Origin of the sequence: Mycobacterium sp. 20KCMC460 (assembly GCF_022179425.1) — a bacterium.
Taxonomy (GTDB): Bacteria; Actinomycetota; Actinomycetes; order Mycobacteriales; family Mycobacteriaceae; genus Mycobacterium; species Mycobacterium kiyosense.
This window is the reverse complement of sequence record NZ_AP025524.1, coordinates 3750250-3769403: the sequence shown is the minus strand read 5'-3', so window position 1 is coordinate 3769403 and position 19154 is coordinate 3750250. Positions and strand designations below refer to the sequence as shown.

Annotated in this window: 16 protein-coding genes and 2 pseudogenes; 16 read left to right on the top strand and 2 right to left on the bottom strand. The window is 69.7% G+C overall.

What is annotated here, in order from left to right; translation table 11 throughout:
• The first annotated feature begins 1 nt into the window (after nt 1).
• The 4 genes from ftsW to MKCMC460_RS17430 are packed head-to-tail and all read left to right on the top strand — an operon-like array spanning nt 2 to nt 5293.
• Entirely contained in the window at nt 2–1693 is a 1692-nt protein-coding gene (gene ftsW, locus MKCMC460_RS17445; RefSeq protein WP_236982904.1) for a putative lipid II flippase FtsW, read from the top strand.
• Entirely contained in the window at nt 1690–2889 is a 1200-nt protein-coding gene (murG, locus tag MKCMC460_RS17440) for an undecaprenyldiphospho-muramoylpentapeptide beta-N-acetylglucosaminyltransferase (RefSeq protein ID WP_236982906.1), read from the top strand. The genes ftsW and murG overlap by 4 nt, the downstream gene beginning before the upstream one ends.
• Nucleotides 2886–4349, top strand: a complete 1464-nt coding sequence (gene murC, locus MKCMC460_RS17435) for a UDP-N-acetylmuramate--L-alanine ligase (RefSeq protein ID WP_238304624.1) — start codon at nt 2886–2888, stop codon at nt 4347–4349. The genes murG and murC overlap by 4 nt, the downstream gene beginning before the upstream one ends.
• Nucleotides 4346–5293, top strand: a complete 948-nt coding sequence (locus MKCMC460_RS17430) for a cell division protein FtsQ/DivIB (RefSeq protein ID WP_370652858.1) — start codon at nt 4346–4348, stop codon at nt 5291–5293. The genes murC and MKCMC460_RS17430 overlap by 4 nt, the downstream gene beginning before the upstream one ends.
• 60 nt (nt 5294–5353) lie before the next feature.
• Here MKCMC460_RS17430 and MKCMC460_RS17425 read toward each other — a convergent pair whose 3' ends face one another.
• Entirely contained in the window at nt 5354–5497 is a 144-nt protein-coding gene (locus MKCMC460_RS17425; RefSeq protein WP_236982910.1) for a hypothetical protein, read from the bottom strand.
• Between the two features lie 148 nt (nt 5498–5645).
• Here MKCMC460_RS17425 and ftsZ point away from each other — a divergent pair, with 148 nt between their 5' ends.
• From ftsZ to MKCMC460_RS17390, 7 genes are all read left to right on the top strand, one after another.
• A complete protein-coding gene (gene ftsZ / locus MKCMC460_RS17420) occupies nt 5646–6785 on the top strand; it encodes a cell division protein FtsZ (protein WP_180919026.1) in 1140 nt (379 codons plus the stop codon).
• A gap of 100 nt (nt 6786–6885) precedes the next feature.
• On the top strand, nt 6886–7593 hold the full coding sequence (pgeF, locus tag MKCMC460_RS17415) for a peptidoglycan editing factor PgeF (protein ID WP_236982914.1): 708 nt from the start codon (nt 6886–6888) through the stop codon (nt 7591–7593).
• Nucleotides 7590–8387, top strand: a complete 798-nt coding sequence (locus tag MKCMC460_RS17410; protein ID WP_236982915.1) for a YggS family pyridoxal phosphate-dependent enzyme — start codon at nt 7590–7592, stop codon at nt 8385–8387. Before pgeF ends, MKCMC460_RS17410 begins: the two co-directional genes overlap by 4 nt.
• Nucleotides 8388–8452: 65 nt before the next feature.
• Nucleotides 8453–9118, top strand: a complete 666-nt coding sequence (locus tag MKCMC460_RS17405; protein ID WP_238304622.1) for a cell division protein SepF — start codon at nt 8453–8455, stop codon at nt 9116–9118.
• A 180-nt stretch (nt 9119–9298) separates the two neighbouring features.
• On the top strand, nt 9299–9604 hold the full coding sequence (locus MKCMC460_RS17400; RefSeq protein WP_236984047.1) for a YggT family protein: 306 nt from the start codon (nt 9299–9301) through the stop codon (nt 9602–9604).
• 252 nt (nt 9605–9856) lie between these two features.
• Nucleotides 9857–10648, top strand: a complete 792-nt coding sequence (locus MKCMC460_RS17395; protein WP_238304619.1) for a DivIVA domain-containing protein — start codon at nt 9857–9859, stop codon at nt 10646–10648.
• A gap of 119 nt (nt 10649–10767) precedes the next feature.
• Nucleotides 10768–11100 (top strand): hypothetical protein, encoded by a 333-nt coding sequence (locus tag MKCMC460_RS17390; RefSeq protein WP_236982920.1) that lies wholly within the window; start codon nt 10768–10770, stop codon nt 11098–11100.
• Between the two features lies 1 nt (nt 11101).
• On the opposite strand, the pseudogene MKCMC460_RS17385 reads toward MKCMC460_RS17390, so the two are convergent.
• Nucleotides 11102–11793: pseudogene (locus MKCMC460_RS17385) on the bottom strand (phosphoribosyltransferase); the annotation flags it as partial.
• A gap of 523 nt (nt 11794–12316) precedes the next feature.
• Between MKCMC460_RS17385 and MKCMC460_RS17380 the strand changes: the two are divergent.
• The 5 genes and pseudogenes from MKCMC460_RS17380 (at nt 12317) to MKCMC460_RS17360 (ending at nt 19145) form a co-directional block, all read left to right on the top strand.
• Nucleotides 12317–13141 (top strand): PE domain-containing protein, encoded by an 825-nt coding sequence (locus tag MKCMC460_RS17380; protein ID WP_238304618.1) that lies wholly within the window; start codon nt 12317–12319, stop codon nt 13139–13141.
• A 46-nt stretch (nt 13142–13187) separates the two neighbouring features.
• Nucleotides 13188–14384 (top strand): annotated as a pseudogene (locus MKCMC460_RS17375) (PPE family protein).
• A gap of 392 nt (nt 14385–14776) precedes the next feature.
• The gene (locus MKCMC460_RS17370) at nt 14777–16954 is read left to right on the top strand and encodes a PE family protein (protein ID WP_238304617.1); all 2178 of its coding nucleotides are present in this window, start codon (nt 14777–14779) and stop codon (nt 16952–16954) included.
• Nucleotides 16955–17472: 518 nt separating this feature from the next.
• Nucleotides 17473–18405, top strand: coding sequence for a hypothetical protein (locus MKCMC460_RS17365; protein ID WP_236982926.1), 933 nt, complete (start codon nt 17473–17475; stop codon nt 18403–18405).
• A complete protein-coding gene (locus tag MKCMC460_RS17360) occupies nt 18402–19145 on the top strand; it encodes a hypothetical protein (RefSeq protein ID WP_236982928.1) in 744 nt (247 codons plus the stop codon). Before MKCMC460_RS17365 ends, MKCMC460_RS17360 begins: the two co-directional genes overlap by 4 nt.
• Nucleotides 19146–19154 lie beyond the last annotated feature (9 nt).

Sequence of the window (19154 nt, the reverse complement as noted above, 5' to 3'; positions counted from 1 at the left end):
GATGGGTATCGCGCTGACCCGGCTGCTGGGCCGGGGTCGCGGCTCGACGGAGACCACGAACGCCGCCGGCACCGAGGGCGCCGAAGGGGCCTCCGACATTCCGGCCAACCCGGACACTGCCGTCGCTCCGGACACTTCGGGCGCGCCGGACACCGCGGCGGTCGACCCGTCGCAGCCGGCGACCGCACCGGCGGCCAGCAAAGCCGGCAAACCCAAAGCCGACCCGTCGGGTCCGCGCAGCCGGTTCGGCGCCTGGCTAGGCCGGCCCATGACCTCGTTCCACCTGATCATCGCCGTCACCGCGCTGCTGACGTCGCTCGGTCTGATCATGGTGCTCTCGGCGTCCGGCGTGCATTCCTACGGCAACGACGGTTCGGCGTGGGTGATCTTCGGCAAGCAGGTGATGTGGACCGTCGTCGGGCTGATCGCCTGCTACGCCGGACTGCGGATGTCGGTGCGGTTCATCCGGCGCATCGCGTTCATGAGTTACGCGGTCACCTGCGTGCTGCTGGTCTTGGTGCTGATCCCCGGAATCGGCAACCTGGCCAACGGATCCCGCAAATGGTTCGTCATCGCAGGCTTCTCGATGCAGCCCTCCGAGCTGTCCAAGATCGCCTTCGCCATCTGGGGGGCGCACCTGCTGGCGGCCCGGCGCGGGGAGCGGGCCTCGCTGCGCGAGATGCTCGTTCCGCTGGTCCCGGCCGCGCTGATCTCGCTCGGTCTGATCATGGCCCAGCCGGACCTGGGGCAGACCGTGTCGTTCGGCATCATTCTGCTGGGCCTGCTCTGGTACTCCGGCCTGGACCTGCGGTTGTTCATCAGCTCGCTGGGCATGGTGGTGGCGGCGGGCGCCGTGCTGGCCATGTCCGCCGGCTATCGCTCCGACCGGGTGCGGTCCTGGCTGGACCCCGAGAACGACCCGATGGACACCGGCTACCAGGCCCGACAGGCCAAATACGCGCTGGCGCACGGCGGCATCTTCGGCGACGGCCTGGGTCAGGGCGTGGCCAAGTGGAACTATCTGCCCAACGCCCACAACGACTTCATCTTCGCGATCATCGGCGAGGAACTCGGCCTGATCGGGGCGGTGGGCCTGCTCGGGCTGTTCGGGTTGTTCGCCTACACCGGGATGCGGATCGCGCGCCGTTCGGCCGACCCGTTCCTGCGGTTGCTGACCGCCACCACCACGCTGTGGGTGCTGGGCCAGGCGTTCATCAACATCGGCTACGTGATCGGGTTGCTGCCGGTCACCGGGCTGCAGCTACCACTGATATCCGCCGGTGGAACATCAACGGCCGCAACGCTTTTCATGATCGGCATCATGGCCAACGCGGCCCGGAACGAGCCGGAGGCGGTGGCCGCGCTGCGGGCCGGGCGCGACGACAAGGTCAACCGGTTCCTGCGGCTGCCGGTGCCCGAACCCTACGTTCCGAGCCGCCTGGAATCGTTCCGGGACCGCAAGAAGCCGCCCCGACCCAAACCCGCCAAGCAGGCCAAGCAGCCGCCCCGCCCGGCGCCCCGGCGCGCCGCTCGCTCGACCCGGCAGGCACTGCCGCGCACCGCGGAACGCTCGGCTCGCCGGTCTGCGGGCACCGGGCAGGCGCGGGCCAGGCATCATGGATCTGGCCAGCGCTACGCCGGCCAGCGTCAGACAGGGCGTGCTCGCGCATTGGAAGGTCAGCGTTACGGGTGAACGACAAGGTCAGTGAGTCGGCCGGCGGGTCGGGGGCAGGTCCCTCGCCCGCCGGTGCCGCGTCGTCGTCCTTCGGGGCCGCCGGGACGCTGTCGGTGGTCCTGGCCGGCGGCGGCACCGCCGGGCACGTGGAGCCCGCAATGGCCGTCGCCGACGCACTGACCGCCCTGGACGCCTCGATCCGCATCACCGCACTGGGCACCGCGCGCGGTTTGGAGACCCGGTTGGTGCCCCAGCGCGGCTACCAGCTGGAGCTGATCACGCCGGTGCCGCTGCCGCGCAAACCCAGCGGCGACCTGGCCCGGCTGCCGCCGCGGGTGTGGCGCGCGGTGCGCGAGACCCGGGCGGTCCTCGACCACGTCCACGCCGACGTAGTGATCGGCTTCGGCGGATACGTCGCGCTGCCGGCCTACCTGGCCGCCCGCGGGCGCCCGGGACGCCGGCGGATACCGGTGCTGATCCACGAAGCCAACGCCCGGGCGGGCCTGGCCAACCGGGTCGGCGCGCGCTCCGCCGACCGCATCCTGTCCGCGGTGCCACACTCCGGTCTGCGCCGCGCCGAAGTGGTGGGCGTGCCGGTGCGCGCGGCGATCACCGCGCTCGACCGCGTCGCGTTGCGCGCCCAGGCACGCGCCTACTTCGGGTTCGCCGCCGACGCGCGCGTGCTGCTGGTGTTCGGCGGCTCGCAGGGCGCGGTCTCGCTCAACCGCGCGGTGTCGGGGGCCGCCGCGCAGTTGGCCGCCGCGGGGATCTCGGTGCTGCACGCGCACGGACCGAAGAACACCCTGGACTTGCGCACCCCCGACCCGGGCGACCCACCGTACGTCGCGGTGCCCTACCTGGACCGGATGGATCTGGCCTACGCCGCCGCCGACCTGGCGATCTGCCGCTCCGGTGCGATGACGGTCGCCGAAGTGTCGGCCGTCGGCCTGCCGGCCATCTACGTGCCGTTGCCGATCGGCAACGGTGAGCAACGACTCAACGCGCTGCCGGTGGTCGACGCCGGGGGCGGCATGATCATCGCCGACGCCGCCCTGACCCCTGACGTGGTGGCCCGCGAGGTGTCCGGGCTGCTCACCGACCCGCCGCGGCTGGCGGCGATGACGGCGGCGGCCGCGCAGGTCGGACACCGCGACGCGGCCCGTCAGGTCGCACAGGCCGCGGTCGACCTGGCACTGCGGGGGGTGCGACGGTGACCGCCGGGCAGCTGCCGCCCGAGCTGGCGCGGGTCCACATGGTCGGCATCGGCGGGGCCGGAATGTCGGGTATCGCCCGCATCCTGCTCGATCGCGGCGCCCAGGTGTCGGGATCGGACGCCAAGGAATCGCGCGGCCTGCACGCCTTGCGGGCCCGGGGCGCCACCATCCGCATCGGGCACGACGCGTCATCCCTGGACCTGCTGGAAGGTGGCGTCACCGCGGTCATCACCACGCACGCCGCGATCCCGAAGACCAACCCCGAGCTGGTCGAAGCCCGGCGCCGTGGCATCCCGGTGCTGTTGCGTCCCGTGGTGCTGGCCAAGCTGATGGCCGGGCGCACCACGCTGATGGTCACCGGCACCCACGGCAAGACGACCACCACGTCGATGCTGATCGTGGCGCTGCAGCACTGCGGCTGCGACCCGTCCTTCGCGGTCGGCGGGGAGCTGGGGGAGGCCGGCACCAACGCCCACCACGGCAGCGGCGACTTCTTCGTCGCCGAAGCCGACGAAAGCGACGGCACGCTGCTGGAATACACCCCCAACGTGGCGGTGGTGACCAACATCGAGTCCGATCACCTGGACTTCTACGGCAGCACCGACGCCTACGTCGGGGTGTTCGACTCGTTCGTCGAGCGGCTGGCGCCCGGCGGCGCGCTGGTGGTCTGCACCGACGACCCGGGCGCGGCGGCGCTGGCGCAGCGCAGCGCGGAGCTGGGCATCCGGGTGCTGCGGTACGGCTCGTCCGGGCCCGACCTGGCCGCGACTCTGGTGTCGTGGGAGCAGCTGGGCACCGAAGCGGTCGCAACCATCCAGTTGGCTCCCGAGATCGACCCGCCGGCCCCGCAGCGGGTGATGCGGTTGTCGGTGCCGGGTCGTCACATGGCGCTCAACGCGTTGGGCGCGCTGCTGGCCGCGGTACAAGTGGGCGCCGCGATCGACGAGGTGCTGGACGGGCTGGCCGGTTTCGAGGGCGTGCGGCGTCGCTTCGAGCTGGTCGGCAGCGCCGACTCGGTGCGCGTGTACGACGACTACGCCCACCATCCCACCGAGATCGCGGCGACGCTGGCGGCGGTGCGCTCGGTGGTCAAGCAAACCGGCAGTGGACGTTCCGTTGTCGTGTTCCAGCCCCACTTGTATTCGCGGACAAAGGCTTTCGCTCGTGAATTCGGCCAGGCACTGGACGGCGCGGACGAAGTGTTCGTGCTCGACGTCTACGGGGCGCGCGAGCAACCGCTGGCCGGGGTGAGCGGTGCCAGCGTCGCCGAGCACGTCAGCGTGCCGGTGCGCTACCTGCCGGACTTCTCGGCGGTCGCCCAGCAGGTGGCCGCCGCGGCCGGCCCGGGCGACGTCATCGTCACCATGGGTGCCGGCGACGTGACGATGCTCGGGCCCGAGATCGTCGCCGCGCTGCGGGCGCGGTCCAATCGCAGCGCACCCGGGCCGGTGCTGCAGTGAGCGAGCCCGACGAGGGCCGCCCCGCCGAACCGGCGGACCACGCAGAATCCACCGAAGCGGCCACCGAGCCGATCGCGACCGCGGCCGCATCCGCCCAGGGCGCGCCGCCGGAACCCGACGAAGAGGATTTCGAGGGGCCGCGCCGGCGCGCCCGGCGGGAACGTGCCGAGCGCCGCGCGGCGCAGGCCCGCGCTACCGCGATCGAGCATGCCCGCCGCGAGGCCAAGCGCCGGGCCCGCGGCGCTGTGCTGCCCGAGCCCAAACCCGTTGGGCGCGGGGTGGTTCGGGGCCTGAGGATGCTGCTGGCCACGGTGGCGCTGCTGGTGATCGGGATCGGGCTGGGACTGATCCTGTACTTCACGCCGGCGATGTCGGCGCGCACCATCGTGGTCACCGGGACCGGCGTGGTGACCCGGGAGGACGTGCTGGACGCCGCGCAGGTGCGCATCGGGACGCCGTTGTTGCAGATCAACACCAATCAGGTCGCCGACCGGGTGGCCGCGATCCGCCGCGTCGCCAGCGCCCGGGTGCAGCGCGAGTATCCGTCCGCGCTGCGCATCACCATCGTGGAGCGAGTTCCGGTGGTGGTGAAGGATTTTCCGGACGGTCCACACCTGTTCGACCGGGATGGCGTCGACTTCGCGACGGACCCGCCGCCGCCGGCTCTGCCGTATATAGAGGTCGACAATCCCGGGCCGACCGACCCGGCCACGCTGGCCGCGCTCAAGGTGTTGCTGGCGCTGCGTCCCGAGGTCGCCAGTCAGGTGGGGCGCATCGCGGCGCCGTCGGTGTCCTCGATCACGCTCACGCTGTCCGACGGGCGGGTGGTGATCTGGGGGACCACCGACCGGGCCGACGAGAAAGCCGAGAAGCTGGCGGCGTTGCTCACCCAGCCGGGGCGTACCTATGACGTGTCCAGCCCGGACCTGCCGACGGTCAAGTAGCGCGTCCTTCCTCGCCTCTGTCGCCGAACGTCACGCTGGCGTGGCAGTCGGTGCCGACCGTCACGCCAGCGTGACGGTCGCCGCCGGCAGCGTGACGGTCGGCACCGGCAGCGTGACGGTCGCCGCCGGCAGCGGCCAGCGCGAAACACCGGCAACCGCGGAATCCGCGGAAAATTCACGCGCGGCGCGTCGGCGCGCCTGCACGGTTAGCGTCCGTCGTACCCATACGGTTCTGGTTACGCGGAACTACTTGACATAACTCTAACTCTATGGTTGAGGTTGAGGGTTTTGCAAGCAGACACACCGCAAAGAGACCCAGGGGAACTAAGCCCATCAGGGAGGAAGACGAATGATGACCCCCCCACATAACTATCTGGCCGTCATCAAGGTCGTGGGCATTGGTGGTGGCGGCGTCAACGCCGTCAACCGGATGATCGAACAGGGCCTCAAGGGCGTGGAGTTCATCGCGATCAACACCGATGCGCAGGCTTTGCTGATGAGCGACGCCGACGTCAAGCTCGACGTCGGCCGCGACTCCACGCGCGGACTGGGCGCCGGCGCCGACCCCGAGGTCGGCAAGAAGGCCGCCGAGGACGCCAAGGAGGAGATCGAGGAGCTGCTGCGCGGCGCCGACATGGTGTTCGTCACCGCCGGCGAGGGCGGCGGCACCGGCACCGGCGGCGCGCCCGTGGTGGCCAACATCGCCCGCAAACTCGGGGCCTTGACCGTCGGGGTGGTCACACGCCCGTTCTCCTTCGAGGGCAAGCGGCGCAGCAACCAGGCCGAGAACGGCATCGCCGCGCTGCGCGAAAGCTGCGACACGCTGATCGTGATCCCCAACGACCGGCTGCTACAGATGGGTGACGCCGCGGTATCGCTGATGGACGCGTTCCGCAGCGCCGACGAGGTGCTGCTCAACGGTGTCCAGGGCATCACCGACCTGATCACCACACCGGGCTTGATCAACGTCGACTTCGCCGACGTCAAGGGCATCATGTCGGGTGCGGGCACCGCGCTGATGGGCATCGGGTCGGCGCGCGGCGAGGGACGGTCGCTCAAGGCGGCCGAGATCGCCATCAACTCGCCGCTGCTGGAAGCCTCGATGGAGGGCGCGCAGGGCGTGCTGATGTCCATTGCCGGCGGCAGCGACCTGGGCCTGTTCGAGATCAACGAGGCGGCCTCGCTGGTGCAGGACGCCGCGCATCAAGACGCCAACATCATCTTCGGCACCGTGATCGACGACTCGCTGGGCGACGAGGTGCGGGTCACCGTCATCGCCGCGGGCTTCGACGCCGGCCCCGGCCGCAAGCCGGTCACCGGCACCGAGACCGGCGGCGCCCACCGCATCGAGACGGCCAAGGCCGGCAAGCTCACCTCGACGTTGTTCGAGCCGGTCGACGCCGTCAGCGTCCCGGTGCACACCAACGGGGCGACCTTGAGCATCGGCGGCGATGACGATGACGTCGACGTGCCGCCCTTCATGCGCCGCTAGGGTCTCGATCAGCTTGCCAGTCCGCGACAAACCGGCCACGAAACCCATGGGTCGGACGTCGGTGCCCACTGGCCGCCATGGGATTCCGGATACTGGCCGGGTGAGTGTTCGCATCCGCCGGGTGACCACCACCCGGGCGGGCGGCGTGTCGAAACCGCCGTTCGACAGCTTCAACCTCGGCGACCACGTCGGTGACGACCCGAAAGCCGTCGCGGCCAACCGGGCCCGGCTGGCCGCGGCCGTCGGGCTGCCGGACCGGCGGCTGGTGTGGATGCAGCAGGTGCACGGTGTGCAGGTGGAGGTGGTCGACGGGCCACGTGACACCGCTGTCGCGGACAGCGACGGCGTGGTGACCGCCACACCGGGGCTGGCGCTGGTGGTGCTCACCGCCGACTGCGTGCCGGTACTGCTCGCCGACGCGCGGGCGGGTGTGGTGGGCGCGGTGCACGCCGGCCGGGTCGGCGCCCAACGCGGGGTGGTGGCGCGCGCGGTTGAGGCGATGCAGGGCCTCGGCGCGCACCCCGGTGACATCTCCGCGCTGCTGGGCCCGGCGGCATCCGGGGCCCGCTACGAAGTGCCGGCCGCGATGGCCGACGAGGTGGAGGCGACACTGCCAGGCAGTCGCACCACCACCGCCGCGGGCACCGCCGGGCTCGACCTACGGGCCGGGATCGCTTGCCAGCTGCGCGCATTGGGCGTCACCTCCATCGAGGTCGACCCCCGCTGCACCATTGCCGATCAAACGTTGTTCAGCCACCGGCGCGGCGCGCCCACGGGTCGGCTGGCCTCGTTGGTGTGGATGGAATGACCGCGGTGGCAGTGGACACCCCCGTGCGGGGGGACAGTGGCGATCGGCAGACGGAGTTGACGCGGGCCCTGGCCGCGGTGCGCTCGCGGCTCGCGGCGGCCGCCGCGGCGGCGGGCCGCAGCGTCGGCGACATCGAGTTACTCCCGATCACCAAGTTCTTCCCGGCCACCGACGTCGCGATTCTGTCCCGGCTGGGGTGCCGGGCCGTCGGCGAGTCCCGGGACCAGGAGGCCACGGCGAAGATCACCGAAGTCAACCGGCTGCTGGCCGCCGCCGCCCACGACGGCGGCGCGCGGGACCTGCAGTGGCACATGGTGGGCCAGATCCAGCGCAAGAAAGCCCGATCGGTGGCGCGCTGGGCGCACACCGCCCACTCGATCGACGGGCCGCAGCTGGTGAGCGCGCTCGACAGGGCAGCCACCGGCGCCCTGGCCGAGCATCGCCGCGAGCGTCCGCTGCGGGTCTACGTCCAGGTGAGCCTGGACGGCGACGACTCACGCGGCGGTGTGGATGTCGGCGACCCCGGCGCGGTGGATCGGATTTGCGCCCAGGTGCAGCACGCGCAGGGCTTGGAACTGGTCGGTTTGATGGGCATCCCGCCGCTGGACTGGGACCCCGAACAGGCCTTTGACCGGCTGCAATCGGAGCATCAGCGGGTACTGCGGCAGTTCCCCGAGGCGGTCGGGCTGTCCGCCGGCATGTCCGGCGACCTGGAAATCGCCGTCAAACATGGTTCGACGTGTGTGCGTGTCGGTACCGCGCTATTGGGCCAACGGCGGTTACGGTCACCGTGAATAGTCACTCGAGTCACACCTTCATCACAGACAACAAATATCCCAGGCTAGAAGGGGTCGTACGGATGAGCACACTGCACAAGGTCAAGGCCTACTTCGGTATGGCTCCGATGGAGGAATACGACGACGAGTATTACGACGACCGAGCGCCGTCACGCGGGTATTCGCCGCCCCGGTTCGACGACGAATACGGTCGTTACGAAGGACGCGAATACGACGATCCGCGTCGCGACCCGCGCGCAGAGCTGCGCGGGGAGCCCGCGGACTACCCGCCGCCGAGCAGCTACCGCGGCGGCTACCCCGATGAGGGGCGCTTCGCAACGGGCGGGTTCGACCGTCCGGACCTGGGCCGGCCGCGGCTGGGATCGTGGCTGGGACGCGGCGGTGCCACCCGTGGCGCGCTGGCGATGGACCCGCGCCGGATGGCGATGATGTTCGAGGAAGGACACCCGCTGTCGAAGATCACCACGCTGCGGCCCAAGGACTACAGCGAGGCGCGCACCATCGGCGAGCGCTTCCGCGACGGCACCCCGGTCATCATGGACCTGGTGTCGATGGACAACGCCGACGCCAAGCGGTTGGTCGACTTCGCCGCCGGCCTGGCCTTCGCGTTGCGCGGGTCGTTCGACAAGGTGGCCACCAAAGTGTTCCTGCTTTCACCCGCGGACGTCGACGTATCCCCGGAGGAGCGGCGCCGGATCGCCGAAACCGGCTTCTACGCATACCAATAACGCGTAGTCGCCCCCCGACCGCAACACCGCACAGCCCGGTAGGCCAGCACCCGGCCGACCGGGCTGCGTGCGTCTGGGTCCGCCACGAGATGTGGGCCACGTGGCCGGGTCGGTAGGCTTGGCTTGCCGCCGCCGCGGCGGCGCATATTTCTTGTTGACATCGTGAAGGTCGGGCTTTCGTTGGTTGTGTTGCTTGAGATCGTCGGGTACGCGCTCCTCGCCTTCTGGTTGCTGCTGGTGTTCCGGGTCGTCATTGAGTGGATCCGCGCCTTCAGCCGCGACTGGCGGCCGACGGGCCTGACCGTGGTGATCCTCGAGGGCATCATGTCGATCACCGACCCGCCGGTGAAGCTGCTGCGCCGGCTCATCCCGCCCATCGCCATCGGCGCGGTCCGCCTGGACCTGTCCATCCTGGTGCTGCTGCTGGTCGCATTCATCGGCATGCAGCTGGCCCTGGGCGCGGCGGCCAACGCCGCCCTGTCCTAACCGCGACGTAGCTAAGCGACGTTTCGGCCACGATTAGGCGTCAGCTTTGACGCGCGTATTTTTTAAAAATCTAAGAATGTGATTTATTGGCTGCAGAGCTCGAAAGGGAATTGCATCCAGCCCTTATTTATTAGTCCAATCGGCAACCGCCGAGTCTGGTGTGACAGGATGGACGGCAGTTGCGCGACGGCTAGCACTCCGTTCTACACTTTCCAGATCGTTTGACCGTCCAGGAACTCGAGGGGACAAAGAATGCCGCTTACACCTGCCGACGTCCACAATGTGGCGTTCAGTAAGCCGCCCATCGGCAAACGCGGGTACAACGAAGATGAAGTTGACGCCTTCCTTGACCTGGTGGAGAACGAGCTGACCCGGCTGATCGAGGAGAACGCCGATCTGCGTCAGCGGATCGCCGAGTTGGACGAGGAGCTGGCCTCCGGTGGTGGCAGCGGCGCTGCCGCGCCGACCGTCGCGCAGCCGATCCAGGCCTTCGAGGCCGAGCCCGAGCCCGTCAAGGCGGCCCCGGCCCCGGCACCCGCGACCTCCTCCAACGAGGAACAAGCGATGAAGGCCGCTCGGGTGCTGAGTCTGGCGCAGGACACGGCGGACCGGCTGACCAGCACGGCCAAGGCCGAGTCGGACAAGATGCTGGCCGACGCCCGCGCCAACGCCGACCAGATCCTCAGCGAGGCCCGGCACACCGCCGAGACCACCGTCGCCGAGGCGCGCCAGCGCGCCGACGCGATGCTCGCCGATGCCACGGCCCGCTCCGAGGCGCAGTTGCGCCAGGCGCAGGAGAAGGCCGACGCGTTGCAGGCCGACGCCGAACGTAAGCACTCCGAGATCATGGGCACCATCAACCAGCAGCGCACCGTGCTGGAAGGCCGCCTCGAGCAGCTGCGGACATTCGAACGCGAGTACCGCACCCGTCTGAAGACCTACCTGGAATCCCAGCTGGAGGAGCTCGGCCAGCGCGGGTCGGCGGCCCCGGTCGACTCCAGCGCCGATTCCGGCGGGTTCGACCAGTTCAACCGCGGTAACTGAGCCGCGCCCCATCGATCCCGCCCGCGGATAACGGCCGGGACACGCGACGGGCTTGCCGTTCGGCGGTATCGGTCCTGGTAGGTTGGGCAGTCGCGACACGCCGGCTGGAGGGATGACCCATGCTGATCATTGCGCTCGTCTTGGCCCTGATCGGGCTCGTCGCGCTGGTGTTCGCGGTGGTGACCAGCAACCAGCTGGTGGCGTGGGTGTGTATCGGCGCCAGCGTGCTGGGGGTGATCCTGCTCATCGTCGACGCCATCCGGGAACGCCAGCAGCGCGATTCGGGGACCCGAACCGAGGAACCCGACGACCAGGTCGACGAGGTCGACGACGAACCGCTGGACTATCCCGAAGAAGCCGAGGAAGCTGAGACCGCCGCGCACAGCGGCGCAGATGCCACCCCCTCGCCGGCCGGTGAATCCAGCGTGGCCGGCGACGACGCCGCCAAATAGATCAGCGGGGCGTGGCCAGCAGCTCGCGAACTTCGTCGTCGCTGACCTGGTGGAAATCGGCATAAACCTGGCCGACCGCGTCGAAGTCCGCGGGCCGCGTTGCGCACACCACGTCATCGGCTTCACGCGCCAGCATGCGGCAGGCTGACTGCGGCCCGACGGGCACCGCGACCACCACCTGCTGCGCCCCGGCAGTGCGCACGGCCCGCACCGCGGCCAGCATGCTGGCGCCGGTGGCGATGCCGTCGTCGACCAGGATCACCACCCTGCCGCGCGGGTCGGCCACCGGCCGCCCATCCCGGTAGACGCGCTCTCGCCGCTCGAGTTCGACGGTCTCGGCGTCGATCACCGCGCGCACCTGCTCGTCGCTGATGTGCAGGTGGGCCACCACGTCGTCGTTCATCACCACCCGGCCGCCACTTGCCAGCGCGCCCATCGCCAATTCCGGCTGGAACGGCACGCCCAGCTTGCGTACCAGGAAAACGTCCAGTTCGGCGCCCAGCGCCGTGGCCACCTCCCACGCGACCGGGACGCCGCCCCGGGCCAGCCCGAGGACCAGTAGGCCGGGTGTTCCGCGGTAGGAGGCCAAGGCGTCGGCCAGCACGCGTCCGGCCGCGCGGCGGTCGCGGAACCTGCGGGGCGGGGTTCGCCGAAGAAAGCTTCTCGGTGGGGTCACGGTCGCACTTCCGGCTGTGCTGGGCAAACCCAAGCCTACGACCGAGCGGCGTCGCCGAGGAAGCTTCTCCACCGATCGTCGAAGTCCGACATCGTCGCGCACCCAGGCCATGGCGCCCGGGTCCGGCCGCCGGAGCGACATCTTCGGGAGTGACGCGTCGCGCCGGCGCCGTAGCAGAGGTTCACAGCCAGCGAACTCGCGAGCGATGATGCTGCCCCCGCGCGCACTGCGGGTTAACGGGTCGACGGCGCGCTTCAAGGTCGCTTGGTTTCGGTGAGATCGCTTCTCCCGCAGGAGATTTCCGTTTGAGGTCGGAGTCGTTGATTGACATCCGCACCGGATTGTTCGCTGCCAGAATGCGTCGGTGACTGCCGAGGTGACACTGCGAGGTGTACCTGGGCCCGTTAAATCCGGATTACCGACGTATTTCCGAAACATTGTGGGAAATCCTGGTTCCCGCGCTGGCAGGCGCGCTTAATGAAGAGGTCATCCACTGCCGACCGGACTCCGAAACGGTCGGCCCAGTCGTTAGGAGACCTCATGTCTTACGTGACTACCTACCCCGCGGCATTGCTGGCAGCGGCGGGCGCGCTGCAAGACCTCGGGACCACGCTGGCCGCCGAGGACGCCGCCGCCGCGCCACCGACCACCAGCATCGCGCCAGCCGCAGCCGACGAGGTGTCCGCGCTGCAGGCCGCGCAGTTCGCCGCCTACGGCTCCTGGTATCAGCAGGTCAGCGCGCAAGCCAAAGCCGTGCATCAGCAGTTGGTCAACACCTTGGGGGCCAATGCGAACGCGTACGGCGAGACCGAGGCGGCCAATCAGAGCGCGGCGGGCTCGCAATCGCTGTCCGGCCTGAGCAACGCGGCATCCGGGGCGGCCGCCACCCCGGCGGCGACAACGCCCGACGACTCGATCATCGGTACTCCCTTCAACTACTTCCAGAACGTCGGCGCGGCTGCGTCGGACTTCATCGCACTCGGCCAGGGGCAGTTCCTGCCGGGTTCGGTGAGCTGGAATCCCGCGATGGCCGACCTCCCGCCGTTGGGCCTCGCCGCGGCGCCCGAGTTGCCGGCGCCGGCCGTGGCCGGCGCGCCGGTAGCCGCGAGCGTCGGCGAGGCTGCGTCGCTCGCCGGGATGTCGGTGCCGCCGAGCTGGGCGGCGGCCGGCGTGCCTGCGGCCGGTGTTACGCCCGCAACGCTGACCGGCGCGGGCTGGACCAGCCCCACGGGGCACGCGGCGCCGATAACGACGGTGCCCGCCGGCGTGCCGTCCATGGCGTCGGCCGGGCGTTCGAATGCCGGGTTCGGGGCGCCGCGCTACGGACTCAGACCGATCGTGATGCCCAAGCCGACCGTTGTCTGAATCTGTCTGAAGCCCCCAGTTCACTCTCACCAGAAAGGGCCAGAAAATGGCTTTTGATTTTGGCGCGCTGCCCCCGGAGATCAATTCGACCCGCATGTACACCGGTCCGGGAGCGGCCCCGATGATGGCCGCCGCCGCGGCCTACAGCAACCTCGCCGCCGAACTGAGCAGCACGGCCACGGCCGCCGAGTCGGTGATCTCGACGTTGACCGACGACGAATGGCGTGGCCCGTCCGCGGCGACCATGGCCACCGCCGCCGCACCCTACGTGCAATGGCTGCAAACCACCTCGGCGTCGATGCAGCACGCGGCCGAGCAGGCGATTGCGTCGGCGGCCGCCTACGAGGCCGCGTACGCGATGACGGTGTCGCCGGCGGCCGTCGCGGCCAACCGCGCCCAGCTGGCGGCGCTTGTCGCCACCAACATCCTGGGGCAGAACACGCCGGCGATCGCGGCCCTCGAAGCGCTCTACGGCGAGATGTGGGCCCAGGACGCCGCCGCGATGTACGGGTACGCCGGATCGTCGGCGCTGGCCGCGCGGTTGACCGCGCTGACCACGCCGACGCCGGCAGCCGGCGCGGGTGCCCTCGGCGCACCGAGCGCCGCGGCCGCTCAGACCGCCGGCACCTCGGCCGGGCTACCGGCGTTGGTGTCCAGCATGCCGAATGCTGTTCAGTCACTGGCCAATCCGGCGGCGGCCGCGCCGGCGTCGGCCCTCGGCGACTTCTTCAGCGACAGCCTGGTGCAGAACATCCCCAACGGCATTATCGACATGGCATCGTGGAACGGCTTCAATGCGATCGTTACCGCCGTGCTGTACTCGCACACCTTCGATGCGGGCCTGATCGGCAGCCAAATCCCACCGGAGCTGGGCGCCATCGGGATCGGGCCGGCTCAGATGGCCGCGGGCCTGGGTTCCGGGGGCGCGAGTGCCGCGCCGGTGTCCGCGGTGGCCGCCCAGGCGGCTACGGTCGGCAAGCTCTCGGTGCCTGCCGCGTGGTCGGCGGCCACGCCGGCCGCCCCGGCCGCTGCGTCATTGGCCGGTTCGGGCTGGGCGGTGCCGGCGGAGGAGGGAGCCGGCCGCGTTGGGCGGATAGACACGGCGCCTTAGCGCCCCGGGGGAGGGGTGACCAACGTGGCCGCCGGCATGCCGGCCTACGCCTCGGCCGGCCGCGGTGGCTACGGTGCCGGCCCGCGCTACGGGATCAAGCCGACGGTGATGCCCCGGCAGGTGCTCGTGTGATCGTGCCGGGCGCCGACGTGGACCAGCCCCATCGGTCCGACGAGCTCAACGTGTGATCCGCGAACCGCTCGTCAACACCATCGCTCGCGCCTGGAATGAACGCGGGCATTCATTCCACTCGGCCCAGTGGGCCGGGTGTGCCGCGGTTGCGTAGAGCCCTGGTCTAGAACGGCCTACGAAGGCGGCGGGGAACTTGTCACGACGCGTCCCGACCGTCATGGTCGCCGGCTGCCGCGACCCTGCGAGCCCAACCCACACCGGAAACTCATAAGCAGTGCAAATGAGCTCCCTGATCAATTCTGATTGAGTACCGAGTTCATTCAAAACGAAGTACTGTGCGGGAGGGGTGCCAGCGTCTGCTCCACCGCCAATCCGAGTCGTCGGGAGTTCGGATGTCTTTCGTCTTTGCGCAACCGCAGTACCTGGCCGGGGCAGCAGCCGATCTGGCAAAACTCGGCTCAGCGATCGGCACGGCCAATGCCCAGGCCCTTGCTCCAACCTCAAATCTGCTAGCTGCCGGCGCCGACGAAGTCTCGGCAGGTATCGCCGCGTTGTTCAGTTCGCACGGTGCGGCCTACCAGGCGCTCAGCACTCAGGTAGACACCTTCCACGAGCGGTTTTTCCAGCTCCTGAATGCCGCCGCCGTCGAGTACTCCGCCGCTGAGGCCGCGAGCGTGAACCCTTTGCAGACCGTCGTGGACGCGTTGTTGGGGGTGATCAACGCACCTACCGAATTGCTGTTGCAGCGCCCGTTGATCGGCGACGGGACCAACGGCGCAGCCGGGTCCGGGCAAGCTGGCGGGGCCGGCGGATTGTTGTGGGGAAACGGCGGTACGGGCGGTTCGGGAGCGCCCGGGCATGCCGGCGGCGCAGGAGGCGCGGCAGGGCTGTTGGGCAACGGCGGGACCGGCGGGGCCGGCGGTGCCGGGGCCAACGGCGGTGCCGGCGGTACCGGCGGTTGGTTGTGGGGCAACGGCGGTGGCGGTGGGCTCGGTGGTACCGGAGCCGCCGGTGGTGTCGGCGGTAGTGCACTGCTGTTCGGCGACGGCGGCGTGGGCGGCATGGGCGGCGCCGGTGCGGCCGGGGCTGCTGGGTCCCCCGGCCTCCAGGGTGGTTCGACCATGACCGGGGGCGACGGCGGCCCCGGCGGCAACGGCGGGACTGGCGGCGCCGGTGGCCGCGGCGGGCTGTTGTTCGGCAACGGTGGAGCTGGTGGCCAAGGAGGGTTTGCCGGCGTCGGAGGTGACGGCGGTCGGGGAGCTGACGGCTACCTCGGCCACATCAACGCTGGTGATGGCGGCCACGGCGGCGACCCGGGCGGCGTAGGTAGCGGTGGTCCCGGCGGTGCCGGCGGTCTGATCGGTCACAGCGGGGCCAACGGGGCGGCCGGCACGATCGTCGCCGGCGGCAACGGCGGCAACGGCGGCAACGGCTACGACCCCGGCTCGACCAACAACGGCAATGGCGGCAATGGCGGCAACGGTGGGACAGCCGGGTCAGCCGGCAACGGTGGCAATGGCGGCAATGGCGGCAACGGCTACACCAACCTGGTCGGCAACGCTGTCGTGGCCGGCAATGGCGGAGCAGGGGGCACCGCTGCCCACGGCACGGGCGGCAACGGCGGCAACGGCGGCGATGCGTGGGTCACCAACAGTTCGTCTTCGGCCACCGCCACCGCGGGTGTCGGTGGGGCGGGTGGTGCCGGCGCCAACGGCGGCAACGGCGGCAGCGGCGGCAGGGGGATCGATTACGGTTCCGCGAGTGTCACGGGTGGCAGGGGCGGCGACGGTGGCGCCGGCACTGCCGGTGCCGGTGGCTGGGGTGGTGGCGGCGGCGAAGCCGGTAACAACACCGTCGGCACAGCGGGCAATGTCCAAGGCGGAGCGGGTGGTAACGGCGGCAAGGGCACCACGAGCGGCGGTGCCGGCGGCAGGGGAGGCCAGGCCTACAGCGAGGGAAATGGAATGGTCCTGGGCGGCCATGGCGGCGACGGCGGTGTGGGCGGTAGCGGCGCCGGCGGTTCGGGCGGACCGGGTGGGGATGCCGAGTTTGCCGTTGGCGGTGCCGCCGTCGGCGGCACCGCCGGGAAGGGCGGCTCCGGTGCTGTTGGCGGTAATGGCGGCTACGGCGGCGACGCGTTGGCGGAAGGACCCAATGCCAGCGCCAATGCCTGGGGCGGCGGGGGTGGGGCTGGTGGCGCCGGCACCGTGGGTGCCGGCGGTAACGGTGGGGCCGGCGGTACGGCGACCATTGACCTTGCTACCGGTGTCAGCGACGCGGTGTCCGGAGGCGGCGGTGCGGGCGGCGCCGGCATTACTGCCGGAGGCAACGGAGGGTCAGGCGGGCCGGCCTACAACCACGGAAATGGGGGTGCCAATGGCGGCGCGGCTGGTGACGGCGGAAACGCATCGGGGCCCGGCAGCCGGGGCGGTAACGGCGGGGACGGCGGCGATGCCTATGCACACATCCTCGCCTACGCCCACGCCGCCTCCGGCGGCAACCCCGGCAGTGGTGGCCCGGGCGGCTCCAGCGGATCGCACGGCGCGTACGGTGCCAACAGTCAGCTGTGAGCCGTAGTCAGGTGTCGGTACCTCGTCACCAGGCCGACGACCGGCTTTAGATCGTCGACTCTGCGTCGAGCGCGCGTTCCATTCGCACTTCTGCGCCGTGGACGCAGGATCAATGACGTCAGCAGGGGACGGACTGCCCGGACGGCACCGAATACGTCGTGGAGGTTTACCGCTACAACGGTCGCGTCACCGTCGCCCGCCTCTGCCATCGGAACGACAGGGAGCGGTAGCCGGGCGTGTTCGCAGTTGATTAAGAGTCAGCGGTTGCCAGCAATCTCTGCGTTAGCGGCGCCACCGCGAAGACGCGAAAGTAGCTCCACTGCCCGGTGTCTTCGACGGTCGCCGCGTTCGGCTTCGTCCGGCTTCGTCCGGCGCGTGACGTGTCAATCACCGGCCCTTCTCTATGTCACCGATCGGCTTAAGTCAAACAACCAGAACTCTGTTTCTAAGCAAATGGTTGTTTGACAAGTGGTCGCTGCTAGAGTATTGGCGTGCTGTCTGCTTCGATTCCCGCCCGCTTGGTCGACGCCGGCGTTCAGGTTGTGACTGGCGACGCACACAGCATCACATACCGGATAGACGGCCGCGCCGTGGTAGCGGACCTAGCACTTGCAGAACGTGTTCCATCTCCGGCTGCCGTCCTCGGTCATGTGCGCCGCCATCCCGGCCGCCGCGTCTTCGTGGTTTGCGAGACCATCTCGGACGAGGCACGTTCAGCGCTCCTGGCTGACACCGACGTAGATCTCAGCGTCGGCAGTACCGGCGAACTGGTGCTCTCTGGGCGAACGTACCGAACGCCCACACCAGGACGGCCACACCGCGCAGCCAGCGAGCGCGCTTGGCGCAGGCGGGCGGCCGAACGGGTCTGTGTGCTTACGTGCGACCAGCTCCGCCAACGCGACATCGCTGACGCCATCGCCGTTAGCCAGCAGGCGGTGTCCAAGATGACCGAGAAGGATCCGCTGCCGGGCACGCCCATGACCTCGGCTGCACGCCGGGAAATCCTGATGAAACTGGCATCGGTACCCGCAGACAGTGGACTCGTCGAAACGTACTGGTATGGAATGGATCCGGTAGTGGAGCAGGTGCGCAGCGCGACCCGACTCGGCGCGGAGCTCACCGTACGGATCCTTGCCGGCGGCGAGGTCGCCGCCGACGTCCTGCAACCGTGGCGGGTACCAACCAGAGGTCTGGTCTACGCCGAAGAACTGGTTGACCTCTCCGAGTTCGGTCTGGTGGAGGCCACCGCCGAGGAGGCGACCTTGACTGTGCGGGTTCCTGCCGATCCGACAGTCTGGACGACCGCGTCCTGGTGGCTGCGGGTTAGTGATAGGCAGCGTTCCGACATCATCACCGTGGATCCAGTGATTGCGCTTCAGGACCTCAGCGACGGCGTCGATCTCGGCGACGGTGCGCCGCAGCGTCTCGGCGACTGGATCGTGCACCGGTGACCGGAACAGCATCGGTCGTGATGGCATGCACCGCGGTGGCCGAAGACAACGGGATGCGTGCGCTGCACGACGTGGCCGCTGTCGCCGCCGACATCGAGTACCGCGTCATCGGCGGCCACATGGTGCGGCTGCTGCGGCATGTCTACAACGTGCCAGGCATACCGCGGCTGACCTCCGACGCTGACACGGGGATCGACGTAAACGTGGCGACCATGGGCGACCTCCACGATCGACTCACCGCGCTGGGGTACATCGCTGAGTGCGGCAACCGCTACGAGCGAGGTGCGCAAGCGGTCGACCTCCTGGTTCCTGCCGCAGCCAAACCGGGCAAGCAGATCATCGGCGAACGAGCCTTCGACGGAGCGCCAGGACTGCGCGTGGCGCTGGCCCTGCCGCCGATCAAAGTCGCTGTTACAGCGCGGCTCACGGACGGCGACATGATTCAGTTCGAAGTTCCGGTTCCCGACGTCGAGGCAGCATTCGTGCTGAAAATGCTGGCACGTACCGTTCGCGACTCCGAACGTGACCTCCAGGACATCGAGACACTGCTGGAGATCGTGGGGTCACAACCCGAATACCGCGCATCACCGTGGCGCCTGGACGACCCGCAGATCATAAAGGCTGGCGAGCGCGGTGATGCTGCGCATGTGGCAGCGCAGATGATCTCCAGTCCGCCGACGAGGGTGCCGGCCAGAGTGCGGGCGCTACTCCGGCGCCATGTCGCCATCGTGTCGCGATGATGTAGCGGC